Origin of the sequence: Clostridium acidisoli DSM 12555, assembly GCF_900176305.1 — a bacterium.
Classification (GTDB): domain Bacteria; phylum Bacillota; class Clostridia; order Clostridiales; family Clostridiaceae; genus Clostridium_I; species Clostridium_I acidisoli.
This window is the reverse complement of the sequence record NZ_FWXH01000002.1, coordinates 131584-156623: the sequence shown is the minus strand read 5'-3', so window position 1 is coordinate 156623 and position 25040 is coordinate 131584. Positions and strand designations below refer to the sequence as shown.

22 protein-coding genes and 2 pseudogenes are annotated in these 25040 nt (G+C 29.2%); 2 read left to right on the top strand and 22 right to left on the bottom strand.

Annotated features, from left to right (window positions below; genetic code table 11):
• Nucleotides 1–362: 362 nt before the first annotated feature.
• The 19 genes and pseudogenes from B8978_RS00770 to B8978_RS00690 form a co-directional block, all read right to left on the bottom strand.
• Nucleotides 363–1376, bottom strand: a pseudogene (locus B8978_RS00770) (M20/M25/M40 family metallo-hydrolase).
• Nucleotides 1377–1390: 14 nt separating this feature from the next.
• Complete coding sequence (locus tag B8978_RS20040) at nt 1391–1582, bottom strand: hypothetical protein (protein ID WP_207651860.1); 192 nt, start codon at nt 1580–1582, stop codon at nt 1391–1393.
• Nucleotides 1583–1618: 36 nt separating this feature from the next.
• A pseudogene (locus tag B8978_RS00765) lies at nt 1619–1842 on the bottom strand (glutaredoxin domain-containing protein); the annotation flags it as partial.
• Between the two features lie 46 nt (nt 1843–1888).
• On the bottom strand, nt 1889–3049 hold the full coding sequence (locus tag B8978_RS00760; RefSeq protein WP_139795939.1) for a macrolide family glycosyltransferase: 1161 nt from the start codon (nt 3047–3049) through the stop codon (nt 1889–1891).
• Nucleotides 3050–3073: 24 nt separating this feature from the next.
• A complete protein-coding gene (locus B8978_RS19370) occupies nt 3074–3400 on the bottom strand; it encodes an MATE family efflux transporter (protein ID WP_139795938.1) in 327 nt (108 codons plus the stop codon).
• A gap of 97 nt (nt 3401–3497) precedes the next feature.
• Nucleotides 3498–4091, bottom strand: coding sequence for a class I SAM-dependent methyltransferase (locus tag B8978_RS00755; RefSeq protein ID WP_084113374.1), 594 nt, complete (start codon nt 4089–4091; stop codon nt 3498–3500).
• A gap of 162 nt (nt 4092–4253) precedes the next feature.
• Nucleotides 4254–4652 (bottom strand): RrF2 family transcriptional regulator, encoded by a 399-nt coding sequence (locus B8978_RS00750; protein WP_084113373.1) that lies wholly within the window; start codon nt 4650–4652, stop codon nt 4254–4256.
• 622 nt (nt 4653–5274) lie between these two features.
• Entirely contained in the window at nt 5275–5886 is a 612-nt protein-coding gene (locus tag B8978_RS00745; RefSeq protein ID WP_242950447.1) for a type 1 glutamine amidotransferase family protein, read from the bottom strand.
• Nucleotides 5887–5901: 15 nt separating this feature from the next.
• On the bottom strand, nt 5902–6849 hold the full coding sequence (locus B8978_RS00740) for a helix-turn-helix transcriptional regulator (RefSeq protein ID WP_084113371.1): 948 nt from the start codon (nt 6847–6849) through the stop codon (nt 5902–5904).
• Complete coding sequence (locus B8978_RS00735) at nt 6839–9151, bottom strand: diguanylate cyclase (protein WP_084113370.1); 2313 nt, start codon at nt 9149–9151, stop codon at nt 6839–6841. Before B8978_RS00735 ends, B8978_RS00740 begins: the two co-directional genes overlap by 11 nt.
• 339 nt (nt 9152–9490) lie before the next feature.
• Nucleotides 9491–11632, bottom strand: a complete 2142-nt coding sequence (locus B8978_RS00730) for an HD domain-containing phosphohydrolase (RefSeq protein WP_084113369.1) — start codon at nt 11630–11632, stop codon at nt 9491–9493.
• A gap of 145 nt (nt 11633–11777) precedes the next feature.
• On the bottom strand, nt 11778–15272 hold the full coding sequence (locus tag B8978_RS00725) for an AAA family ATPase (protein WP_084113368.1): 3495 nt from the start codon (nt 15270–15272) through the stop codon (nt 11778–11780).
• Nucleotides 15259–16479, bottom strand: coding sequence for an exonuclease SbcCD subunit D (locus B8978_RS00720; protein ID WP_084113367.1), 1221 nt, complete (start codon nt 16477–16479; stop codon nt 15259–15261). Before B8978_RS00720 ends, B8978_RS00725 begins: the two co-directional genes overlap by 14 nt.
• Before the next feature lie 41 nt (nt 16480–16520).
• Nucleotides 16521–17456, bottom strand: coding sequence for a tRNA dihydrouridine synthase (locus B8978_RS00715; RefSeq protein WP_084113366.1), 936 nt, complete (start codon nt 17454–17456; stop codon nt 16521–16523).
• 177 nt (nt 17457–17633) lie between these two features.
• Nucleotides 17634–18995: an adenosylmethionine--8-amino-7-oxononanoate transaminase gene (bioA, locus tag B8978_RS00710; RefSeq protein ID WP_084113365.1), complete on the bottom strand. Its 1362-nt coding sequence runs from the start codon at nt 18993–18995 to the stop codon at nt 17634–17636.
• Between the two features lie 24 nt (nt 18996–19019).
• Nucleotides 19020–19745: a dethiobiotin synthase gene (bioD, locus tag B8978_RS00705; RefSeq protein WP_084113364.1), complete on the bottom strand. Its 726-nt coding sequence runs from the start codon at nt 19743–19745 to the stop codon at nt 19020–19022.
• The gene (bioB, locus tag B8978_RS00700; RefSeq protein WP_084113363.1) at nt 19738–20721 is read right to left on the bottom strand and encodes a biotin synthase BioB; all 984 of its coding nucleotides are present in this window, start codon (nt 20719–20721) and stop codon (nt 19738–19740) included. Before bioB ends, bioD begins: the two co-directional genes overlap by 8 nt.
• Before the next feature lie 95 nt (nt 20722–20816).
• Entirely contained in the window at nt 20817–21368 is a 552-nt protein-coding gene (locus B8978_RS00695; protein ID WP_084113362.1) for a biotin transporter BioY, read from the bottom strand.
• Nucleotides 21369–21515: 147 nt separating this feature from the next.
• Nucleotides 21516–21758: a hypothetical protein gene (locus tag B8978_RS00690; protein WP_084113361.1), complete on the bottom strand. Its 243-nt coding sequence runs from the start codon at nt 21756–21758 to the stop codon at nt 21516–21518.
• A 476-nt stretch (nt 21759–22234) separates the two neighbouring features.
• Here B8978_RS00690 and B8978_RS00685 point away from each other — a divergent pair, with 476 nt between their 5' ends.
• Both B8978_RS00685 and B8978_RS00680 read left to right on the top strand, forming a co-directional pair.
• Complete coding sequence (locus B8978_RS00685) at nt 22235–22699, top strand: MarR family winged helix-turn-helix transcriptional regulator (RefSeq protein WP_084113360.1); 465 nt, start codon at nt 22235–22237, stop codon at nt 22697–22699.
• Between the two features lies 1 nt (nt 22700).
• Nucleotides 22701–23537, top strand: a complete 837-nt coding sequence (locus B8978_RS00680; protein ID WP_084113359.1) for a hypothetical protein — start codon at nt 22701–22703, stop codon at nt 23535–23537.
• Nucleotides 23538–23541: 4 nt separating this feature from the next.
• On the opposite strand, the gene B8978_RS00675 is transcribed toward B8978_RS00680, so the two are convergent.
• From B8978_RS00675 to B8978_RS00665, 3 genes are all read right to left on the bottom strand, one after another.
• Complete coding sequence (locus B8978_RS00675) at nt 23542–23814, bottom strand: hypothetical protein (protein ID WP_084113358.1); 273 nt, start codon at nt 23812–23814, stop codon at nt 23542–23544.
• On the bottom strand, nt 23811–24293 hold the full coding sequence (locus B8978_RS00670; protein WP_084113357.1) for a MarR family winged helix-turn-helix transcriptional regulator: 483 nt from the start codon (nt 24291–24293) through the stop codon (nt 23811–23813). Before B8978_RS00670 ends, B8978_RS00675 begins: the two co-directional genes overlap by 4 nt.
• Before the next feature lie 65 nt (nt 24294–24358).
• Nucleotides 24359–24919: a DUF1062 domain-containing protein gene (locus tag B8978_RS00665; RefSeq protein WP_084113356.1), complete on the bottom strand. Its 561-nt coding sequence runs from the start codon at nt 24917–24919 to the stop codon at nt 24359–24361.
• Between the last annotated feature and the right edge of the window lie 121 nt (nt 24920–25040).

The following is a 25040-nucleotide window of genomic DNA, read 5'->3' as shown; positions in this document are numbered from 1 at the left end:
ATGGCAAGATTACATTAGAGAGAGCTACTCCATACTTATATACAGGAGCAGGAATTCTTATAGGGGTAGCACCAACATAGATATATATTGATTTTATATAATTTTATCGATTAAATTTTATTAAAATCATTTACTAAAAAATATGTTCTAGAAAAGATATTTTGAGATGATATTACATTAGCTGTATAATTTCAGATGATTTTAAAGATTAGTTTACTCTTTAGATCCCTGTATAGGCATTTCTTTATATGATGCTGAGGAGAAAACTAGACTTAGAGATAAGTTTAGTATCTACTCTGAGTATCGTAATGTTTATGCTTTATTTTCACATATTACTCTTTAATTAGAAATACCAACCATTATTATTTTAAGAACTCTATTATAATATCTTTATAAAACTCAATACTTTTAAGATATATATCTTTATCAACATATTCATTAATCATGTGACTAGTATTATTCCCAGGGCCAATCACTGCCACTTGAAGATCTGAATTAGATTTAATAAATGTAGCCGCATCTGTTCCACCTGCTACATGCAATAATGGATAAGGCTGTTCTAAATGCTTATTTCCTAACTTTTTAACTAATTGGATAAAGTCAGATTTAGGATCACTTTTAACAGAGAGTTTGTTATTCAAAACCTCCATTCTTAGATTAGTACCATAATTATTATTCAAATCTGTTATAATATTGTTCATATCTTCGGTTATTTTTTCACCATTATGAGTAGGTGTTGTTCTAATTCGTGCGGTTAAACTTGCTTCACCAGGAACAGAATTTATTTGTTCTCCGCCACTAATCAACGTGTTTACAGGTATGATTTTTCCTAGCACCTCATCCACGAGATCAGTGTCATTAAAATATTCTCGTTGCTTATTGCAGAAGAGCAAGAGATTATCAATAGCTTTGACTCCTAATTGAGGCATAGAACTATGTGCCGTTTTTCCTAAAGAAGTTACCTTGTAATCATATGAACCATTATGTGCATAAATCAAGAAATGTTGCTCGTTTGTATAATTCCTATTCAACATATCTTCTAATTTATCTTTTGGATAGGTTAGTCTTCCGATATCTTTTTTACTAATTCCTGATGGTTCAGCTACAATCAATGCATCTAAATCTGATGCATATCCTAGTTGAGTCAGAATTTCAGCTCCTGTTTCATTTTTTTCTTCATCTACAGTAGCAAGTAATTTTACCTGACCGTTAAGTCTAACTCCTTATTCTTTTAATTCAATCATAGCAATAACTAATGCTGCTAAACCACTTTTCATATCAGAAGTACCACGACCATAGAGTTTTCCGTCTTCTTCGTACATATCGAAAGGGTTATGAGACCATTCTGATTTGTTTCCTATGTTGACTACGTCCATATGACCGGTAAGTCCTAAAACTTTTTGCCCTCTCCCATAAATGCTACAAGGTTTTCTCTATTAGGAGCAACTGCTATTTTTTTTGAAGAGATGTTGTGGGTATTAAATAAGTCCGAAAGATAATCTGCTATTTTCTTTTCATCTTTATCTTGAGTGTCAATAGAGACAAGTGCTGTGAGTATTTCTATTTTTTCTTTTTCTTTCATAGATCATTCCTTCTTTCTTTATATTATTATAACCTATCAAATGTTGATTATCCACTCTTTCCGGAATGTCGAAACCCGATCAAAGCCTACAATAATCTTTCCATTGATATCTATAACAGGAACGCCCCTTTGACCTGATTTTTTTATCATTTCGGTAGTGCCTCTCTGTTTATTGATACATCAAGATCTTCAAAAGCAAAGTTTTTAGATTTTAAGTAATCCTTGGTATCTGTGCACCATGGACATGTAGGTGTTGAATGGTAAACATTAAATTAAAAACTATGATTTATTTTTCATTGCAACTAGCTACTTACTCATATCATATAAATTAAGTATTTCATTAACCCCCTTTTTAAACCCGCCAGCTTCTCTGAGTGATTTCCCGATTTTTTTACTGTTTATTGTAAAATTATTGTCTGAAAGAATCTTAACTACTGACTGCTTCAATATCTCGGGGGTAACTTTATCCTTTTCAATAATAATACCTGCACCGAGTTGTGCTACTCTCTTTGCTACAAAAGGCTGATCTCCAGATTGAGGAATAAGAACCAATGGAACATCATAATACAAACCTTCATTTGTACTGTTCATACCGGCATGGGTGATAAACACATCCGCTTGTTTTAAAATCTCAAGTTGAGATACATAATTCCGAACAATAAAATTGGATGGAATGGATTTAAATGTATTAACATTTATATTTTCACCTATAGACATAATGATCTGTACATCCATATTATCAAAAGCTTTAAAGCAACTTTCATAAAACTCAATAGAAGTATTAAATATGGTACCTAAAGATATATAAATAACTTTCTTCTTATCATTAGTTTCTAAAGAAATACTCATATATTCATTTCTATCTGCTATTGATGGGCCAATGAACTTATAGCTTTCATCAAAGTTTTCACCACAAAGTTGGAAATACTTAGAAGTATATACAATTTTAATCATGCCTGTGCCAGCAGCTGCCATCAGCATGCTAGGGAACTTTATATCATATTTTTCTTGTAAATTCTTAACAAAATCCATGTAATCTGAATTAGTTAAAAGCTGCTGTATGTTAGGGCGTATGTGCCTAAATATATCAAAAACATCTATACTTTCGTTCGAAGCAAAAGTGGTAATAGAACAAATTGTAGGTATTTTTAATATTCTCCCCACTTCATTACCTATAATAAAATTTGAATCGTAAATAATATAATCGAATTTTTCCTTTGTATTAAATACAAGTTCAAGTATTTCTTTAAAACTACTAAATGGTAACATGGGTGTCTTACTATCTTTCGTATTTGATAAATTCTTAATGCCTTTAAATTTAGCTCCTGTCCTTTCTATTTTTCCTCTAAATTCCTCACTAGAAATATAGGTGACCTTTTCTCCTCTATCCATTAATTCTTTGACTAGGAATATGGTAGGGTTAACGCGCCCTGTACCGGCCATAGTTATAAATAATGCATTTGACATTTTTATCATCCCTTCGTTTTATAATTAGCACCTAAAATACAAGATAGTGAGTAAGACAAAAGCATTGCCTAAAGTTTTCTCAGCATCATTTTTTCGATTTTCACCCAGTCGTATGGAAATAATAGCTGCAGCACCGACTCCAACAAGTGGAGTAAAAGCCATAATCAATGCCCTAAATGGTAAATTGATACCAATTCCGGTGATAGCCAGCGCGCTAATCTTTCCAATAAAAAAACGGGCGACAACGTTGTAGAGTCCATTTACCATCATGCCGACAATTGCTGGCACTGAAAATTTAAGAAGAAGTTTACCAATAGATTCTGTTCCAAGTGGATTATTATTTGTTATCATAAATATATCCTAATATAAAAACTCATATTTTTTGTAATAATCATATAATTTGCGTGTGAGGACTATATCTTGCATGTTTAAATTCTCTTTGACTATCTTACTTTTTAGCAGTAATTATATATATTTTTTTTCTTAAAAATATCTTTTGTGTTATATTTAATCCGGCATTTTTCAATTCTTGTTCCATTACCAATGAAGGAACTCTGATTTGCATCGGAGGGCCCTCTATAGCACTTTCGTTTTTTTCATATTCCAAACACATAAATTGCCCGCCATCTTTCAGCACACGTTTAATTTGCTGCAACGTAGTGGATAAAGGTTTTATTTCATGTAAAACCAAAGAAGCAAGCACAATATCAATTGAATCATCTGGTAGTGGAATGTTATCAATGCTTCCTTTAACCAATTGAATATTTGTAATACTTTCATCCTGTGCCTTACAATCTATAATCTCTAACATCTTTTCATCCATGTCTAGCGCATAAACTAATCCATGGACCATTTGCGCTACCGGGATTGTTAAATATCCTGTTCCTGCTCCCAAATCTAAAATATTATCAGTTTTTTTAATAGCTAGCATTTGAAGTACCTCTTCGGGTGGAAACTCCTTTCTTCTTTCAACCCCGTTTAAAAATTTAATTTTTCTTTCTAACTGTTGTGTTTCTTTTGAATTGCATTGATGCTTTTCCATACTTATCCTCCTTTTTGAAGGTTCTTCAATTTTACTTGCTTAGAACTTTCATTTAATATATATTAAACATATTAAATGTATTAAATACATTTAATATCTATAATTAAGCCATAAAAAGGTGCAAACCATGATATAATAGGCTAAAATATTGGTTTTTACCTATTATATTGGCTCTTTTATTTCAATCACTTCATAAAGCTTTTTATTTTGAAGATAATTTCTCATAACATTTTCTGCTTCTGCCATTACTTTTACTATAGGACAATTATCATCCTCTTGTAAGTCACAGTTAAATAATGCTCCAGTTCCTTCAGTTGCTTCGATTATATCGAGGAATGAAATATCATCCTTCTTTTTACGAATGGAATAACCACCATTCACTCCTGAAGTGGACTGGATTATTCCGGCTTTTACTAACTGTGTTAAAATCTTCGAAAGATAAGTAGCAGATATATTGAAGTTGTTTGCTAATGGCTGTAAACTCAAATTATCATTCTTATTATACTTAATCATATATAAAACAATATGAAGTGCATAGTTAGTCGCTTTTGAATATTTCAATGTAAAACCTCCTTAAAGATATTGAAGACTGTATTTGTCTTTAATTATACTCATAATAATTATTTTTGTCAATTATTTAAAAATAAAAAGATAATGGAAATTTAAATCTACAACTCACTACTGAATACGTCACCCATACAAATGATGTTCAACTACATGAGTCTGGAAAAATCACTTCCCACACTAAGCCAAAATTTGTTGTTCTAGCCCACATTTATTTGAATGTTACTTTCGATGTAATCTCTAACATCTACGTCATAACCCTCTATACAATATTATTATTATTCACCGCATTTTGTAATTAATTTTTATAAATATAGGTTATATTTACATTCCACTAGCCTAAATTAGAAGGAGGATTTAAAAATGTACCAACGCCAATTAAAGCAAATATTAAACAAAACAATCTTAAGTCCTTTGCCAAAAGCAAGTTTAAAAAAGCAAATCAACCTAAGTCAGATAAATCTTGTAGATTAGGTGTTCATTCTGTAAGTAATGAACTTACAGAAAAAACTATGAATATTATTGGAAATATATGTTTCAATAAGCTTTCATCAAGGTTATAGCTTTTCTTTAAATACTCAATTGCTTGTTGCAAACATCATTATCTACTGCAAGCTTGCTATATTTGATATAAACCTAACTTGTTAAATTTATACCATTCGTCAATTTTTTCTACAGGATTAACATTCAAATACAACATAATTTCCCTAGCGAATTCTAAAGAAGCCGTACCATTTGCAGTTATAATACCTGAATCACAAACTGCTTGTTTCTCAACAAAATTGATATAGCCCTTGTAATGTGGCGCTTGTGACTTAATATATTCTAAAGTATTGCCTGAATGTATGATATTATCCAGGTATCCATTGTCTGCCATAAAATTAACGGCATTGCAGATTGCTGCAACTGGAATATGATGCTTGATGGCATACTCTATAACAGGTTGAATGGAATTGTTTTTCTGCTCTATCCAAGCGTGACCACCAATCAAAAGCAATATCTCGAAATTTTTGGGGTAATCACTTACAGAATAATCAGGGATGATTCGAAAACCTCCCATAGAAATTTTAGGTTCCTTGTTCAGACTTAAAGTTTTTACAATATAATTATTTTCTGATTCATTAAGTTCCGAACAAATATAAGCACTTTCCCAATCTGCATATCCATCAAAAATAAACACAAGTATTTCTTTTTTCATTGTAACACTTCCTTTTTTAACTGTATTGTACAACGAAAAAGATGACACCTATATGTCATCTTTATAGAGTTCATTTATTCTTTTTATTCTGGTTTTTATTGCTTCTTTTAGTTCAAGGGGTGCTATAACTTTAACTTTGTCTTGCAGACTGAAAACTAAATTAGCAGCCCACTCTAAGTCAGAAACAGAAAATATAATCTGTCCATTTTCTTCTACATCGATGATCCTATGAAAAAATTTAGCATCTATCTTATCTGTTAAAAAGAATTCATTAGTAACCTCATATTCTAGTATAACTTCAAACAATACTGTTGGATCTTGTGAAGAAAACAAACCAGTGCCAAAGTCTTTTCTAAAATCTATCTTTTCAACTGACTTACAATTGAAATTTTCACCCATAATTTTATAACTAACAATTCTATTGACTTTAAACATACGGAACTCCTGATTATCCTCGCAAAAAGCGTATAAATACCAGTATGATTGCTTAAAAACTAGTTTATTTGGGTGAATAATTTTTGCTGAACGTGACCTCTTTGAAATATATTCTATATAAACACAATTTCGATTTTTAATTGCCTTATGCAAAACAGCTATCTTTTCTTGTGTAATGCTGTCTTGAAACCAAGAGGACAAATCAATTACATAATCACTTTTTGAAAATACCGTACTTGTTTCTTCTGGAATTAGTTTCGCTATTAGATTTGTTAAATCGGTTCTTTCATCAATACTTATGAGTCCATTAAGTGCAATAAAAATATTTTTTATATCCTTCTTAGAAAGAATATTGCTATTGAGTTTATATCCATCAATGATTGCTACACCGCCACCAATACCTGAATATGTAACAATTGGAACTCCAGATTGGTTTAAAGTATCAAGATCTCGAAAAATTGTGCGTTTAGAAACTTCAAACCTTTCTGCTAGTTTTGGTATTGTCGTCCTATCTGTATTAGCAAGCACATTTAAAATTCCTAGTAATCTATCAATCTTCATTATAACACGCTTTCTCAATTTTATGAGTAACAGTAGTTCTTTGTTCATTTAATGTCATTATACAATTTCTCCCTGAATTTTTAGCCTCATATAACGCCTTGTCTGCATTATTTATTAGATTATGTAAATTTTCATTCTGTTTCTGTTGCACTGCAACGCCTATACTGACAGTAACTTTAATTCTTTCATTATTGTTATAAGAATAACTGTTGTTTTCAATTTCTCTCCTTAATTCTTCAAGTAACTGCCAAACAACGTCAAATTCTATATCCTTAAAAAATATTATAAATTCTTCTCCTCCATAACGACCAATAATTGAATTTTTAGGCATACATTTCTTGCATATGTTAGCAATTGTCTTTATTATTACATCTCCAAACAAATGGCCATATGTATCATTAACTCTCTTAAAATAATCTATGTCCAGCATTGCTGCACTAAAATTACTAGCTAGATTAAATTCTTTCGTACCTAGTTTCATTAGATACCTTCTGTTATATATTTTAGTAAGTTCATCATACATAGCAAGTTCTTTTATTTTTTTATAAGATTTTGCATTCTGCAAAGCAAGGCTAGATTGCTCACTATATATATTTATTAATTGCATAATATCATTATTTATGATTTCTTTACTGCAACTTAGTACAAGTTTAATTACACAAAGCAGTCCTCCTTTATTATAAAGAGGTTTAACAATTAAATTCTTTTCATTACCATTTAAAGTATGAAGTTTTATTATTTGAACTTGTTCAAATTTCGTTTCCTCATAAATTAAATTATCATTGCTAAAGTTTATTTTGCCTTTATATTCAACACATTTTATACTGTTATTCCCCACTTTATTTGCTATAATATTAACATTTTCATCTACATTCAAAGTTATTACAATATTATCAAATTCAATAATTCGTGACAAGTTATCAGCCATACCAACAAGCAATTCTTGAATATCCAATGTAGAAACCATAGCTTTTAAGCCATTATTGAGTTTTTCCGTTAGGGCTCTCTGTCCTATTTCATATTTAAGTTTTAAATTTTTAATTTCAATTTCATAAGCCAATCTTTCATTTAACAATCCACTTTCTCTAAATTTGCAAACTTGCAGAAAGGTCTGTATAAAGGTTATTATAAGCATGGCAATAGGGGTGTAATAAATGTTCGATTTTATTATTTCACTATTATTTAAAACATCAACGATTGCTAAAAAGCATAACAGTAATACGCTTAAAATATTTATTCCAACTTCCTCACACTTATTGCGATAAGCAATATAAAACAAATATATGCAAATTAAAACTACTATTGGTATCATCATTTCTAATAAAATTACAGTATACATCATATCTTTTGCTGGAAGTATAACTCCAACAATAATAATTAATATTAATGGCCACCCAATAATATGTAAAAATTTTTTACTTAATAGATTTTGATATTGATAATAACAATAAAGAAAGAATAACTGTATTGCTATAAAACTTACAAGATAAATTTTAGAATCAATTTCAAAGTTTATATTTGGAAACAGATTGTTAAAATAACATTCTCCATAAAGTAATGGTCTTATAGCTATAGCAATTGAAAACAATGCTAAATAAAAGTAGGATTTGTTATGAGTATGTAGAATGTACAATAGAAAAAAGAATATAGCCATAACAGATAAGGCTGCAAAGATAGAAGAATCTAAAAAAAGTCCATCATATTTTAATTTTTGTATCTGATTCTCTGTACCTATAATTATTGGTGTTGTTATTCCTGCTCGAAAATAATGAAAATTAGAAACCTCAAACATAATTTCCGTGTATTCTTTTTTTACAGTAAAATTTACTACTTTAGTTGTCCATTTAGGCTTTGATTCACTAGCATCTTTACCTACTTGTCCACTTGAGTATCGAATTTTTCCATTAAGCCATAAATTATATGAAGATCCTATTTGAGGGATTTTTAATGCCAGATTATCTCCTTTTGAAGCTTTAATAACTATTCTATAAACTCCATAGCCATCAACTGGTAAATTTTTATTATCCTTACCTTTGTATTTAGTCCAACTAGAAGGTACTTTAACAAGTTGCTTGTTTTTTGTATTCTGAATTTTCCCGTCAGATGAAACCAATTGTCCCAAGTAAAATTCCCATTCACCATTAAGGTCAATAGCTGATCCTTTACTACTAATATTGCTTGCATCTAAAACTCCATTTTTAATCACATCATTATTTTTATTCAACCCTGCAATAATTGAAAATATTATTATACAAAATGACAATATTATTAGTCCATTCGCAAATTTAATGAAATTTTTCATCTATGTCCTCCGATAGTTTTATGATTTGTATAATAAATCTTATTATTTATTATACAAATAACAATTTTCATAAATTTCATTAATATTATATCACATATAAATTAAGACAATATTATTATTCATTAACTTTTTTCATGAATAAAAAAATAGCATTTGGAGTTAACCAAATGCTCAAAATATATTTAAAAGGGGTAATCTTTATGTTTATATTATCGGTCTTATTTATGACAACCATATGTCTATTTTAAGTATTTCTTGTAAAGAATTAGTTATATATTATTAACAATTCATATAATTTTTAATTAAAGAGCAAATAGACAGACTTAGATGATGGACTACCTATTTGCTCTTTAATACTTTTTCAATAAATACTTTTACTAGTTTTGCATCAAATTGTGTACCTGCATTTACTTCTAACTCGTGAATTGCAGTTTCTTGTGACAAAGCACAATGATAACTTCTTTCACTAACCATAGCATCATAGCTATCTGCTATGGTAATTATTCTTGATTGAAGTGGTATTTGTTCAGCTTTTAATTTTTTTGGATATCCCATGCCATCAAATCTTTCATGATGAGCAAGCACATATTCTGCCATTTCTGACATTTCATTTACAGTGCTAAGAATTCTATAGCCTATTTCTGGATGCCTTTTGATTTCTTCGTATTCCTCAGGTGTGAGTTTTCCAGTTTTATTTAATATGTTGTCTTCAATAGCTATCTTTCCTATATCATGTAATAAGCCAACAGTTTTTAATTCATTTATATCATCTTTTGATAAATTTAAAGCATAACCCATATCTTCACATAATTTTGAAACTCTAAGGGAATGTTCTTCTTCTCTTTTATTTTTTTCGTTGAGTGTGGAGATTATTGTACTTATAGTTTTTCCTCTTATACCTGGACTTTCAAACAATTTTTTCTTGTACATATAATTCTCTGCTTTTTTTAATACTTCATCAAGACTTTCATCTTTTTTCGTCTTAGTTTCATGTCCAAAGGAAATGGATACATCAATAGACCCTACTTTTTCCTTGAAAGTCAATTCTTTGATATGATCTACTATTTGTCCAGCTTCAACAGTGTTTGTTCTTTTCAAAAAAACAACAAATTCATCACCTGCAAGTCTTGCAACAATATCATCTTCTCTGCAGCCATCTTTTATTACTTTGGCCGCCCTTTTAATTAGCTCATCACCAATTGCATGCCCAAAAGAATCATTCACAAGTTTTAAACCATTAACGTCTGCCATAATAACAGTTAACGGCAGATTTCTTTCATTATCTATTCTTATTAATTCTTCCTCAAAAAATCTTCTATTATATAAGCCTGTTAATTGGTCATTATAGCTTAGATATTCCAATTTTTCCTGAAGTTGTTTTCTTGCAGTAATGTTATTAACAATTACTGCAAGCTGCAGTTTTTTGGGTTGATATGCTGTTACTCCATGAAACAAACCAGTAGTTAAATAATAATTCTCATAATAAACAGATTTACCGTTTTTAACAACATACCTTAATTGCTCATAATATTCATTGCCAAGTTTAGGAATTAATTCGGATATAGTCTTTCCAATAGATTCTTTCGTATTTATTCCAGTTAATTTTTCATGACTTTTATTTGCACTCACAAGTTTATAATTTGTAACTTCCTCATCTTCAGAACTTCCTTCATAAAGTGCTACTCCCTGAAGCATTTCATCTACAAGAGTTTTATATCTATTTTCACTTATTTTTAAATCTAATTCATTTATTCTTTCCACTGTAATATTTCTTGATATTGCTAAGACTTCATTGTCGTTGTTCTTAACCATTCTGAGTTCAAAATATTGTCCTTCTAACATATACTCAAAGTTTTCTAATGTCCCCTGCTTAAGAACCAATTGTATTTTTTCATAAGCTGTTTCTACAATGTTCTTTGGCATAACCTCACTAATTGTTTTTCCAATAAATTGCTCCTTAGGGACATATAATCGACTTTCATCGTTTGTCATAGAATCAATAAATTTACCATTCTTATCAATAACAAATAATAAATCTGGAATTGCTTTAATAATTGCAATGTTTTTTTGTTCACTTTTCCTTAATTTTTCTTCACTTATTGTAATTTGGTCGTATTGAATTCTTAACTCTTCCTCTGATGCAGTCAACTGCTCTACATATGCCTGAAGTTCTTCATTTGATGCAGTTAATTCCTCATAACTTTCGTTAAGCTTGTAGTCCATATACTCAAATTTTTTTAAAATATTTCTTACTAATACGTATAGAATAGTTGCTGTTATAAGTACGAACACCCATCCTTTATAAATATTAATTGTAACTAGCATCTGGTCATTTGCGGCAAGCTTATAAGCCAATTTGTCAGAAAAATAAATCCAAAATGACCCTATAGCTAAATATATTAGAAATATTTTAATACTTTCATATTTATATTTATTAATGTTTAAGGCTAAATGAAATTTTCTTTTAATAAAGCGTAACATTTTTCACCTCCTACCATCGTAAATGTGTCTTACTAAAATTGTAATTCAACACTATTAATACCTCACTTATAATATTTATTGTACACTAGAATCGATAATATTCAACAAATTTTTTATACAATATGCAAAGTTTTATATTTTGTGATTAACTTCTCTCTAGCTTAACTTTACTGCCTCCAAGTCCAGCCTCAGCAGCAGTTACTATAAGTTTTATTGGAACTCTATTTTTTATTGCTTCAACATGGCTTATTATACCTATTGATAATTTGTCATTATGAATTTTTTCTAGTGAATCCATAACAACCTCTAATAAGTTATCATCTAAGGTTCCAAAACCTTCATCTAAGAAAAACAGTTCTAAGGGCGCTGTTCCTTTTAATTGTATTTGAGCTGATAATGCCAATGCTAATGCTAAAGATGCTACGAAAGTTTCTCCGCCAGATAAAGTAGAAGCATCTCTTTTAGCACCACCATTTTTGTAATCTCTTATTAAAAATTTACCATTTTCATCAACTTCTAATCCATAATTTCCACAAGTAATTTCTTTTAGCCATTTACATGCTTCAATTGATATGTATTTTAATTGATTTGCTGCAACAAATTCAACAAATTTTTTACCTTTAAACAATTTTTCTAAATCATCTAAGAGACCCAATTTATAATCTAACTTTTCCTTGTCCTTTAGGAGTTTGTTTTTTTCTAAAAGTTTTTTACATATAGTTTTAACTTCTGTTTCTAATTTGATTTTTTTCTCCTGTAAAGCCTTTAATGCCTTAGTTTGAATATCTTTTTGATTTTGAACTTCATTCCATTGTTCTTCTGTAAGGTTTCTACTGCCAATTTTCATCTTTAAGCTTTCTATAGTACCTGATAATTTATTAAGAGCTTTGTTGTACTCTTCTATTTCATGTTTTAATTTTTCAATTTCTTCTTTAGGCATAAAGTGATTTTTTACTTCTTCTAAACTTTTAATATTCTCCTCAAGTAAGGAACTTTTAAGCTTTTCTCTGTCACTAATACTTCTTTCCTTCAAGTCTGATAGCTTACCATGAGTTGTAATTATTTCATTATTGCATTCGGTATACTGTTTTTCTGTTTCATTTTTATTTTTTTCTGATTGCTCATACACTTTATTTATTCTAATTATTTTTTCAGCTATTTCGTTTTTAAGTTTATCTAAGTCCTCTACATCTCCCACCTTGTTTTTGATGGATATTTCTTTTTCCTTTATATACGTTATTTTTTCATTAAGTTTAGTTTTATTTTCTGTTAAAATTTCCTTTAGATTACTCTGTATTTTGTTCAAATCATCTCTTTGTTGTTGCTCAATTTTTAAATTATCTCTTAATGCTTTAATTTCCTTTTCAAGTATTGATTTTTCTCTTTCTTTTTTTGCAATCTCTTGGATTTTTAAATTAATATCCTCAATTCCTAATTCAGTTTTTATTGCTATTAATTTTTTATTTATTTTTTGTAATTCCTCTTCTATGTTCTTAAGGCTCTTTTGTTGTTCTACTAACTGTCTTTTGTTTTCAATTAATTTAGTATTTTCTTTATTATATTCTAGATTTAATTTGTTTTTTTCTTCATTTAAAGCTTTAAGGTTCTTTTCTAAATCCGCTTTTTTCGTATTGAATTCACTTATTTTCTTCTTTAAATTTTCAAATTTATTTTCGAGTGCCGTAGCTGTTGTAGCTTTAAAATCCTCCCCTAAAGCATTAATTTTCAGCTCTTTTTCTTCAATATTTTTTTCTTCATTATTTAAAGCAGCTTCAGCTTTTATTATTTTTTCACATAACAAACTATATTTTTGTTCCAAATCTTTTAAATCTATTTTTAACTTTTCTAAACTTCCAGAATCATGAACAATAACTTCTCCTAAATGATGATTTGTTGATCCACAAACTGGGCAGGCTTCACCTTCCAACAATCCATTTCTTAAAGTAGAAGCTAAGCTTTCAATTTCGATTTTTTGAATACTCTCTTTTATCTTCTTAATTTCAAAATCTAGTGAAGTTTTTTCTTTATAATCATTTTGGAGTTCATTTTTTGTTACTTCTACAGTTGCTATACTCTTATCTAGATTATCAGTGTATTCTTTATGCTTGCTCCACTTATTTCTTGCAATTAATAACTTGTCTTGCAAATCTAGCAGTGTGTTTTGATCTCCTGGGCAGTTATCCTCTGATTTAGTAAGTGCTTCAGTAAAGGCTGACAATAACTTTTCTTTTTCAGTTAATTTCTTCAGTAAATCCTTACTGTTTACCTCTACTGCTTCAATAATAGTTAATATGTTTTTATTATTTAAAGTTAGTTGTTCTTTTTGTCTTGCAAAATTATTGTAATTAATTAAAGCTAATTTACCTTCAGTTACCTTTTGTTTATATTCCTCAGAAATTTTTAAAACTTCAATTTTTTCATCCTTTATGTTTATATTACTAGTGATTTGTTTGATACCGTCCTCACTTTTCTCTATTTTTATACTTACAGTTTTAAAATCTTCCTGAGTTTTACTAATGCTGTTTTCTAAGTTGTTTTTATCCACTACTAATGAATTTAATATTGATTTCTCTTCTATAGCTTCAATAACTTTCTGCTGACTTATCTGTAATTGTGGAAGTTCCTTATCTTTTCTTTCTTTAGCGTGTGTTAATGCTATTTCAGCCATATTCTTTTTTTCTTTAATGCTTTCCACGTTACTTTTTAAATATTGAAGCTTTTCATTTACAGAATTAATTTCACGTATAGTGCTTTCATAATTATCAATATATGGTTTTACTTTTAAAGCACTTTCTCCTAAATTAACTTTTTTAACACTCTCAGTTATTTCTCCTGATTTTTCTTTAAGTTCATTTTCTCTTTGTAATTGAGAAATTAATTCATTTTGAAGATCCCATAGTTCTTTTCCCTTGTTAAACTGTTCCTCTATATACTTTAATTCCGTTTCACCTTTGGTACATTCCTCTTTTTTATGTAACAAATCATTATTTTTTTCACTTAAAATTTCATCACTAATATCTTGGTAGCCCTTTAGTTCTCCGTCTAATACATTAGATTGTTCTTTCTCTATTTTAATTTTACTGTTTAATTTAATAGAAAGATTGTCACCATACTTTTGAAGATTAAATAACCTCTCTAACATATTTCTTCTTTCTTTTCCCTCTAATTTTAAGAATTCACTAAACTTTCCTTGAGGCAAAACTACTGTTCTCGTGAAGTCCTCTAATTTTAACCCTAGTATTTCTTCACATTTTTTAGTTACAAGTTTTGCACCTTCCTCTAAAATTATTTCAGTTCCATTTGTTATATCAATTATCTTAGCAGCTTTACTTTTTATACTTTCCGTTCTATTATCTCTCTTAAATTCTCTTTCAACTCTATATCTTTTTATCTCTTTTGATGATATTTGAAATTCAAAACTTACATTTAAGCTATCACAATTTGTATTCATGAAGTTTGTACTTTTTCTAGATACTTCTCCATACATTGCTAATGTAATTCCATCTAATATTGTAGATTTACCACTACCTGTAGGCCCGAATATGCCAAATAAGCCTTTGTCCGTTAGTTTTTCAAAGTTTATTTCTTGACTTTCAATAAAACTATTTAATCCTTTAATTTTAAGTTTAATTGGCTTCATCTTCTTCGCCCTCCTTTACTATAGATAATAGCAAATCAACAATCTCTGAAGTAGCTTCAACCTTTCTCTCCTTCAAATAAAATTCTTTAAAAATATCTTCAAAAGATTTTTCGGAAAAACTGTTTATTTCTATTTCTACATTATCTTCACCTATTATTTTAGGCATTATTTCTAAAATATCTTTTTTTGAACTCTTCATTAGTTTTATTTCATCTTCTCTTATGTATCTATCTGTTTCTATTTCCAGATAAACCCAGCAGTTTTTTTCGCTATTTGCTTTGCATTTATCAATAGCCTCTTCTATACTCTTACACTTCCATACTTCTATAGGCTTATACACTTTAAATTCAACTTCTTCAATTTTACACTGTTCACTTGCTTTTACGTCTATAATAAAGCACTTTTTCTTAAAATTAATTTCTTTTTTATTATAGTGAATTGGTGATCCAGCATATCTTGCCCTCTTATTTGTACCTGGTACTATTTGTGGCTTATGAACATGACCTAAAGCAATATATTGAGCATCTTTAGGAAAACAGCTTCCATCTACAATAAAACTTCCACCTAATTGAATACTTCTTTCAGATCCTCCTTCTTCACTTCCCATAGCAAATAAATGTGATACTGCAATATTTATGGTGTCCTCTCTGTAATTCTTACTTAAATTTTCAAATAATTTTTTTATTCTATCGCTATAAGATTTTGCTCTATCTTCTTCTTCATCCATATCACTATATAAAACTTCATTTAATCTTTTTTCACTTGGATATGGAACTGTAAGAATCACGGCCTTTTCACCATTTATTTCGACTTCAATAAATCCTTCTCCTGAATTAAGAATTCTATTTTGCCCGTATTCTCCAATAGGAACAACTGACTTTGGTGTTCCAACCATAATAATTCCATGATCTCTAGCTAATGGCCCAGCAGCCACCAATCTATCTGGGTTATCATGATTACCAGCTATTACTAGAGTTATTCTCTCGCCACTGGCAGATAACCTTTTTAATGTATTATAAAACATTCTTTCAGCTGCAGCTGGTGGATTTGCACTGTCATAAATATCACCAGCTATAATTATTAAATCAATGTTATTATCTTCAACTATTTTTATGAAATCATTAAGAAAAGCCTGCTGCTCATTAATTCTGCTATAGCCTTCCAAGTTTTTGCCTAGGTGCCAATCAGATGTATGTAAAATTCTCATTATTTCTATTCCTCCCACTTTTGAAAATTTTATTTTGTTTTTTATAAAATATCTTGTTCCCTAAATAGATTTGAAACAACTTCATCATAATCACGTAGTGTTTGCGCTTTCTTAATTCCCTTTGCATATTTTGCATTATTAGAGAAAGATTGAATCATATAAAACCATAATTCCTTCATTTTAAATAATGCGTTTTTTTGTCCAAAAAGTATTCTTTTATAATCTTCATAAATTTTATCATGAAAGTTTCTTAGCACATTTTTATCTAATTTGGTACCATTTTTAATATTGTCACTTAAAGCTGGATTAGCTATTAATCCCCTTCCAAGCATAAAATCCCTTACACCTAAAAAAGATCCAGAAAAGTTCTCATAATCCTTAACTGTAAAAATGTCACCATTATAAATAACTTTGTTTTTACTTAAAGTCAAAGCTTCCCTGAAAATATCCAAATTAGGCTTGTTTTTATAGAAGTCTTTCTGTATCCTAGGGTGAATGATAAGTTCTTCTATAGGGTACTTGTTAAATATTTTAATTAACTCATAAAATTCATTAGGGTAATCTTTTCCTATTCTAGTCTTTATGGAGATTTTTGTTATGGACTCGGTAAAAATTTCTTCTAAAAATAAATCAAGCTCTTCTCTTTTTGAAAGAAAACCAGCTCCCTTATTTTTCGAAACTACAGTTCCAGAAGGACATCCCAAATTTAAATTAATCTCATTATAGCCAAGCTTTTTTATTTCCTTTGAAGTATGGATAAAGTCCTTTGCGTTATTAGTTAATAACTGTGGAATCAAAATAATTCCCTTGTTGTTTTCAGGCAAAATATCATTTAATGTCTTAGTTTTAAAATTTTCACCTTGATTTGCAACAATAAAAGGTGAAAAGTATTTATCTATATTATTGAAAAAAGTGTTATGAGCATTTCTATAAATATACCCAGTCACTCCTTCCATAGGTGCAAAATAAAAATTCATATATAAATTAGCTCCTTTTTAAATGTAAAATCCTTTATTTAATTGTCTATATATTTAGATAATAAGTCAACAGCAAAAATCACGTTACATGATTATGCAACGTGATTTTTAATATATAACTATAAATAAATTATAACATTTTTTCAGATATAGGTTGGGTTCCTCATATTTTATGGACTACATAAGGTTCACATTATAATAGAAATATTCTTCAATACTATCAAAACAAGTATTTACCATGAATTCAATTTCTTGTTTAGAAATAATATATGGTGGAATAAAGTATAGCACATTTCCTATAGATCTTAACAACAATCCTTTTTTAAGTGCTATTTTATAAATTCCATATCCTATTCTTATATCCAAAGGATAGCTCTCCTTTGTTTCCCTATCTTTTACTATCTCAATAGCTGTTATCATACCTATACTTCTCACTTCTCCTACATATTTTAAAGTTTTAGCCCTTTGTAACGTAAGTTTTCTTATAAGTTTACCCTTTTCTCTGTTGTTATCAATTATGTTATTATCTTTAAAAATTTTTAGGCTCTCTAATGCTACGGCACATGCCATGGCATTACCTGAATAAGTATGGCTATGTACAAAAGCCTTTCTTTCGTTATAGTCCCCATAAAAGCAATCATAAACTTCATCTGTAGTCATCACTACTGACATCGGCATATATCCGGCGGTTATGCCCTTTGATAAGCACATAAAATCAGGATTTATTTCTGCATGATTGCAAGCAAACATCTTTCCAGTTCTGCCAAAACCCATAGCTATTTCATCTGCAATTAAATGTATATCATATTTTTTACAAATGTTACGAAGCTTTTTTAAGTAAATTGGTGAGTAGATCTTCATACCCGCAGCACCTTGAACCATAGGTTCAACTATTATTGCACTAATCTCTTCACACATTTTTTCGATACACTTTTCCATGTTAATAAAGCACTCTGCGTTGCAACTACATCTTTCATAGCCATATTTACATCTATAACAATCTGGCCCCTCTACCCTTATAGTATCTAATAGCAGAGGCTTGTACACTCTATTAAATTCATCTATATCACAAACAGACAATGCGCCTAAAGTTTCCCCATGATAGGCATCGCTTAATGCTAAGAATCTTTTCTTTTTTATCTTACCTCTTTGCATATTATAGTGAAAACTCATTTTTAGTGCTATCTCCACCGCTGAAGAACCATTATCAGAAAAAAATACTTTATTCAATCCATCTGGGGTTATTTCTACTAGCTTTTCTGCCAATTCTATAGCAGGTTTATTTGAAAAATTTGCAAATATAACATGCTCAATATTATCTATCTGCTTTTTTATTGCTTCATTGATTCTTTTATTACTATGCCCTAAAGTATTTGTCCACCAAGATGATATACAATCTAAATATTTATTTCCATTAATATCATAAAGCCAAACACCTTTACCTTTTTCTATAACTATTGGCTTTAGATCCTCATAGTCTTTCATTTGTGAACAAGGATGCCATATGTATTTTAAATCACTTTCTACATAATTATCCATAAATTATCCTCCTATTTGTATTCTTTATATAACATCCATATAGTCTATTATTTCATTAGCATTGAAAGACTTATCTGCATTTTTTCTTATAATTTCATTCATGGATCCTTCTAAAGTTTCCATATGTTCAAGTTTACCTATAATAGGTACTTTAGTTAGCTTTTTTATCATTTTAATATTATCTTCACATAATAAACCTTTCTCATAGTTGTTTACTATAATGCCCTTAATTTTTATGCCTAAAGCCTCTATATATTTTACTGTTAATATTGTATGATTTATAGTTGCGAGCCCTGCTCTTGCTACAATGATTACCGGCATTCCTAAATCTTTAATGAGGTTTTCAAGTAAATATACTTCATCTCCACTATATATTAAAGGACACACTATACCACCACTTCCTTCAGCAATTATATAATCATATTTCTTTTTTAAGTAGCTATACTTCGCTTCTACTACATCTAGATTTATAGGATTATTATGAATCATTCCTGCAAGATGAGGTGAAACAGCAGTCTTATAAATATATGGTGTAATATTCTCATAAGCTTCTTTTAAATTGCTTACTTCACTAACAAGTTTAGTGTCTCCTGGAATAAGATTTTTTCCAACTTCTAAAGCACCACTTAATGCAGCTTTAAAGTAAGTAGCATTATAGCCATTACTTCTTAGAACATGCATAAGCGCTGCGGTTACAACAGTCTTACCTACATCAGTGTCTGTACCCACAATAAATATGCCTTTAGTCATTTTTTCTCACCTCTAGCTTTAGACTACTTATCATTTTTTTATCGTTAATTGTACTATTTCCAGATGTTGTTAGGTAATTTCCTGTTATCGTAGCATTTGCTCCAGCATTAAAACAGTATTTACCAAATTCATCAATTTTATTTCGTCCTCCAGCAAGCCGTATAAAAGTTTCAGGATTTACAAATCTAAAAATTGCAATAGTTTTCATTATTTCATTCTGACTTAAACTTTTTGAATTTTCTAGCGGTGTTCCTTTAATTGGATTCAGTACATTTATAGGAATAGACCTAACCCCTAGCTCATTTAATTTAAAGGCAAGCTTAACTCTATCCTCTAATGTCTCTCCCATTCCTATGATGCCACCTGAACAAACATCCATGCCAGCCTTCTTAGCTGCATTTATTGTATCTATTCTTTCCTCATAGCTATGGGTTGTACATATTTTATTATAGTACTCCTTACTAGTTTCTAAGTTGTGGTGATACATTGTTACTCCCGTTTCTCTAAGTCTAATCAACTGCCTATAGTCTAATATACCTAGTGATGCACATAAATCAATTTTTATTTCTTTACTTAGCTCTTTATATATGTCTAAAACTTTTTCAAAATCCTTACCTATAATACCTTTACCACTGGTCACTAGAGAAAATCTATTTACCCCTTCATCTTGATTTTCCTTAGCTAATTTTAAAGCTTCCTCCTTTGAAACTAAATCATATACTTCCGTTCCCGTTTTATAATGACTTGATTGAGCACAAAACTTACAGTCCTCAGGGCAACTTCCTGACTTTGCATTCATAATTGTACAAAGATCCACTTCCTTGCCACAAAGAACATTTTGTATGTTCTTTGCACTATTACAAAGCTGCTCTAAATCTTTCTTTTCTTTTACCAAAGTCAATTTTATAGCATGCTCAAAATTTATTTTTTGTCCCTCTAAAACTTTTTTTTCTAAACTTTTTATAAATTTTATCATCTCTTATCCTCCAATACATATAAGTTAGTGTACTAACTTGTACACAGATTGATTTTGTTTAAACTATATATAATTAGTTTAAACATTTCATATTATTAAATATATCCACTTTTTTTTAATATTGGTAATATTTTTACTGAAATATATGCAGTAAAAATTGTTATAAGTATATCTCCACTAATACAAACTAAAAACCCGTAAAAAAATGCAAAATACAAAGAGATTTTTTGTCCTAGAAACAAATTGCTGCAAAAATATAAATATATAACCCCAAATAAATATATGAAAAACAAACCTGAAAGTAATGTTAGTATAGATTTAAATAAGTTCAATTCCTTAATATTTTCTCTTATTTTTCCTATGACATAAGCTGCTACAATAAAGCCTATAAGATAACCAAAAGTAGGCTTAAATATATAGTAAATTCCACCTCCTTCAGTAAAAACAGGTACTCCCATAAGACCAATGCTCACATAAACTAATTGAGATAATGCCCCTAACCTTGAACCTAAAATCATTCCAGCTAACGCACAAAATAAATATTGAAGTGTGAAAGGTACATATGGAATAGGCACCCTTATAAATGCTCCTAGTGCAGTTAGTGCTGCAAATAATGCCACTAAAATTAAATTTCTTGTATTTGTCACAAACCATCCTCCTCTTACAAATTTATCTAAACATTCTAATAGTAAGTCACTTCATCATAATTGTCAACCGATGTTATTAAATTGGTTGACAATTATGATGAAAACGATCGCTTAAACCCATCAAATAGAATGGTAGTTGACTGTTTTTCATTTTGAATTATTTAAGAGTGCGTAACCAAATACATTCATATCTTGTCCAGTTTCACCATCAGCTTTCACTATTTTTGATATAATGTAACTTTCATCATTACCAGTAATTTTACTAAAGATATCTATTTTATCCCATTTTTCTGCATTTATTCTAGTTGCTACATTATCGCTCAAAATAATTGAGTTATCTTTTAACAAATCAGTTTTTATGTTAACTTGATTTTTTTTATCTTTGTACAATGGGTATTTATTTTTGTCTATGAATCTTAAAACTATAACGGATGATTTTCCTTTTATGCTTATATTACTCGTATCCCAAACAGAATCAGTAAACTCAATATGTCCTTTTGCTTGTAATGCTTTTAAAGTATTAAGCTGATAATTTGAAATTATAGCATCATTAGGAGATATATTAATATTATCGCTATTAATTCCACAATATTACACCTCCTGTTTTATGTAAAATAGCTTCATCCATTTCATATGGATAACTATGTTAATTTTATCATTTGTTTCAACATATTCCAATTATATTTGTAGTGCTTTTTTCTCCATAAATCTTTTTTCCCCTACAAATATTATTACTACTTTTCAGAGTAGCTATCCAATCAAAAAGATTTAAGTCAACTAAATAGAATACATTGACAAATAGAAAAAGGTCCTATACAATACAAATAGGTAATGTGTTACCTATTTGTATTGTATAGGAGGTACTTATGAGCAAACTTGAAAGCATGAGCGATAGGAAGTTTTTATTTGGATCGATTTTTATAATCTCTAACAGGATGGACACACTGCTCCAAAGAGAATTTAATCAATTTGATATTACAACAAAACAGTGGTTTTTATCAGTTGTTATAGACAATTTGTTTGATAATCCACCTACAATTAAAGAAGCTGCAAAAGAAATGGGCAGTTCCCATCAGAATGTGAAAATGGTTGCTTCAAAGTTAGAACAAAAAGGATTATTGATTTTGGAAAAAGATAAAAAAGATGCTCGGACAACTAGACTTAAATTGACAGAAGATAGTTATGACTTTTGGAAAATGATTAAAGAGGAAGGTGCTGTTTTTACTGAAACATTGTTTAAACATATAGATAAAGATGAATTAGCAATTGCACGAAGAGTAATTCAGAAAATGATGTTAAATATTAATGAGATGGATAAAGGAGATAAATAATATGGATAACGCTAGTGTTAAAGCCAAAGACGATAAAACTCTACTATATTTAACAATTCCAATAGTTATACTCATTGCAACATGTAGCAGTATAGGAATTTGGCATGAACAATTATATTTTAAGGAGACTGTGGATTGGTTGTCACAATGTATTGGACAAGATATTTCAAATCTGTTTTTTGTTTCACCTATTCTTTTAGCTTCCGCTTTTTATTCCTCAAAAGGAAATAAAATTGCAAAAATTATTTGGATTGGCACCATAATTACTAATATTTATTCTTACATTATCTATTGTTTTGCCGTTCATTTTAATTTTTTATTTCACATTTATTGCTCCATATTAGGACTGTCAATTTTTTCTGGAATTATTTTTTTTACTAAATATATTAATGAAGACTTCAAAAATTGGTTTACACAAAAAGTACCAACTAAAACATTTGGATTCTTTTTATTTACAATAGCTTCCATGTTTACTGCTTTGTGGCTTTTTGATTCCCTTCCTTCAGTCTTAACTAATGCAGTACCAGAGAACATAATAAAGGATAATTTACTTACAAACCCAGTTCAAGCTTTAGACTTTTCTTTTTACTTACCATTGATGTTTATTTCTTCTGTTATGCTGATTAAAAAGAAATCTTTAGGTTATCTTATTGCACCGATGATGATGGTTTTTGCTATATTAACTAATATAAATATTATATGTTTAATGTTTGTTACAATGAAAAAGACCTTTTCTAATAATACACCAGTAATTATTATTTTCTGTATATTTACATTTATTTGTATATGTTTTTTATGTTCACTCCTGAAAAATATTTCAGAACGTTCACGGTTTTAAGCAATTAAGTCATAGAGTTAACTCCTATTTTTATAACTATTGCTCCTATAAAAAGACATATTATTAAAGTAGTTGTAATTACAAGTAATATGAATAAAAGTCTATTATATTTTTTTAATGATTTAAGTATGAGTATTGAAAAAATTGTATCTATTAACCAAACTGTATATCCAATAAAAGTGGCTAAAACAGCCCAGTTAAATATCCAAAGATATGAAATAATAAAATCTAAAACTATAAATATAATACTTAGAATTGGTATAATGCTTTTTTTCATATATTCTCACCTATTACATAATTTAATAAATATGATTGAAACTGATTTAACAGTTCTTTGTGTATTCGCATTAAAACATCAATATCTTCCTTGGGTATTTTATCTAATGCGAAAATCATAGCTCTATATGATAACGCATTTTCAGAGGATTTTTTTGATAAAGCTTTACCTTTTGGAGTTGAAGTTAAATGAATCTCTCTTCTGTCTTCTTCTATAACTTTTCTGTCAATAAGCTCTAGGTTAACTAGATTATCCACATTAACACTAACCGTACTTTTAGAAATATTTAACTTGTCTGTTATCTCTTTAAGCGTTATTTCAGGGCTAGCACTGATTAAATTTAAAATTCCCATCTGTAGTAAAGTAAGCCCTAGGCTCTCAGCATTTTGGGAGGTTAATTTTGTTAAAACTTTACTAATATCCATAAAAGATTGAACTATGTCCCCCGCTTGTTTTACCTTAAAGTCGCTGTAATCCATTAAAAACATCTCCTTAAAATATAGTTCATATATGAACAGTTTTTATATGAACTATATTAAATTATTTATAAGCAAATGTCAATTATTAATATATTTTCTTTTTCAAGCTTACTCTTTTTTAAATCTTCTTCTCTTAGACCTTTAATACTCCCATTAGATATCAGCTTTTCAAAAACACTTTGAGAAATTTCTAATTTTTGCCGTATTATTGTACCTATTTTAATCTTGCTTGCACAAATTGTATTTATATGAAGCTCTACTTTCTCTTTAAAATCAATGTTTTGTCCCACGATTTTGTAGTCAGGAATGCCAACTTCTACTCCATTTTTGCCTATTACATCTATATTCCTAGCATATTTTTCTGCAAGTTCTTTACTATTACTGTGAAATCCTTCTAACATCGCTTTTGAGATGCTAGAAGGATTTATTCTAGAATATATAGTCATGTTCCAAGTAGTATTGCACTCAGAGCATTTGTATATTAGCCATATATCTAAATATTTACGTTCTGCATTAACTCTAAACTTATTTGAGCATACAAACTCCATCTTTTTGGAGCATTTTTTACAATATTTAATTACAGGTGGCACAGATGTATACTGTACATCCCATGTTACCTTTTTCATGAAATTTACTCCTTCCTATTAAAATTTAATAGGAAGGATAACAGGTGGATTATCACACACTCTTTTCATAACTTCGCCTCCAATCTTTCACGATTCGTCAGCTTTATAATAACATCTGTCC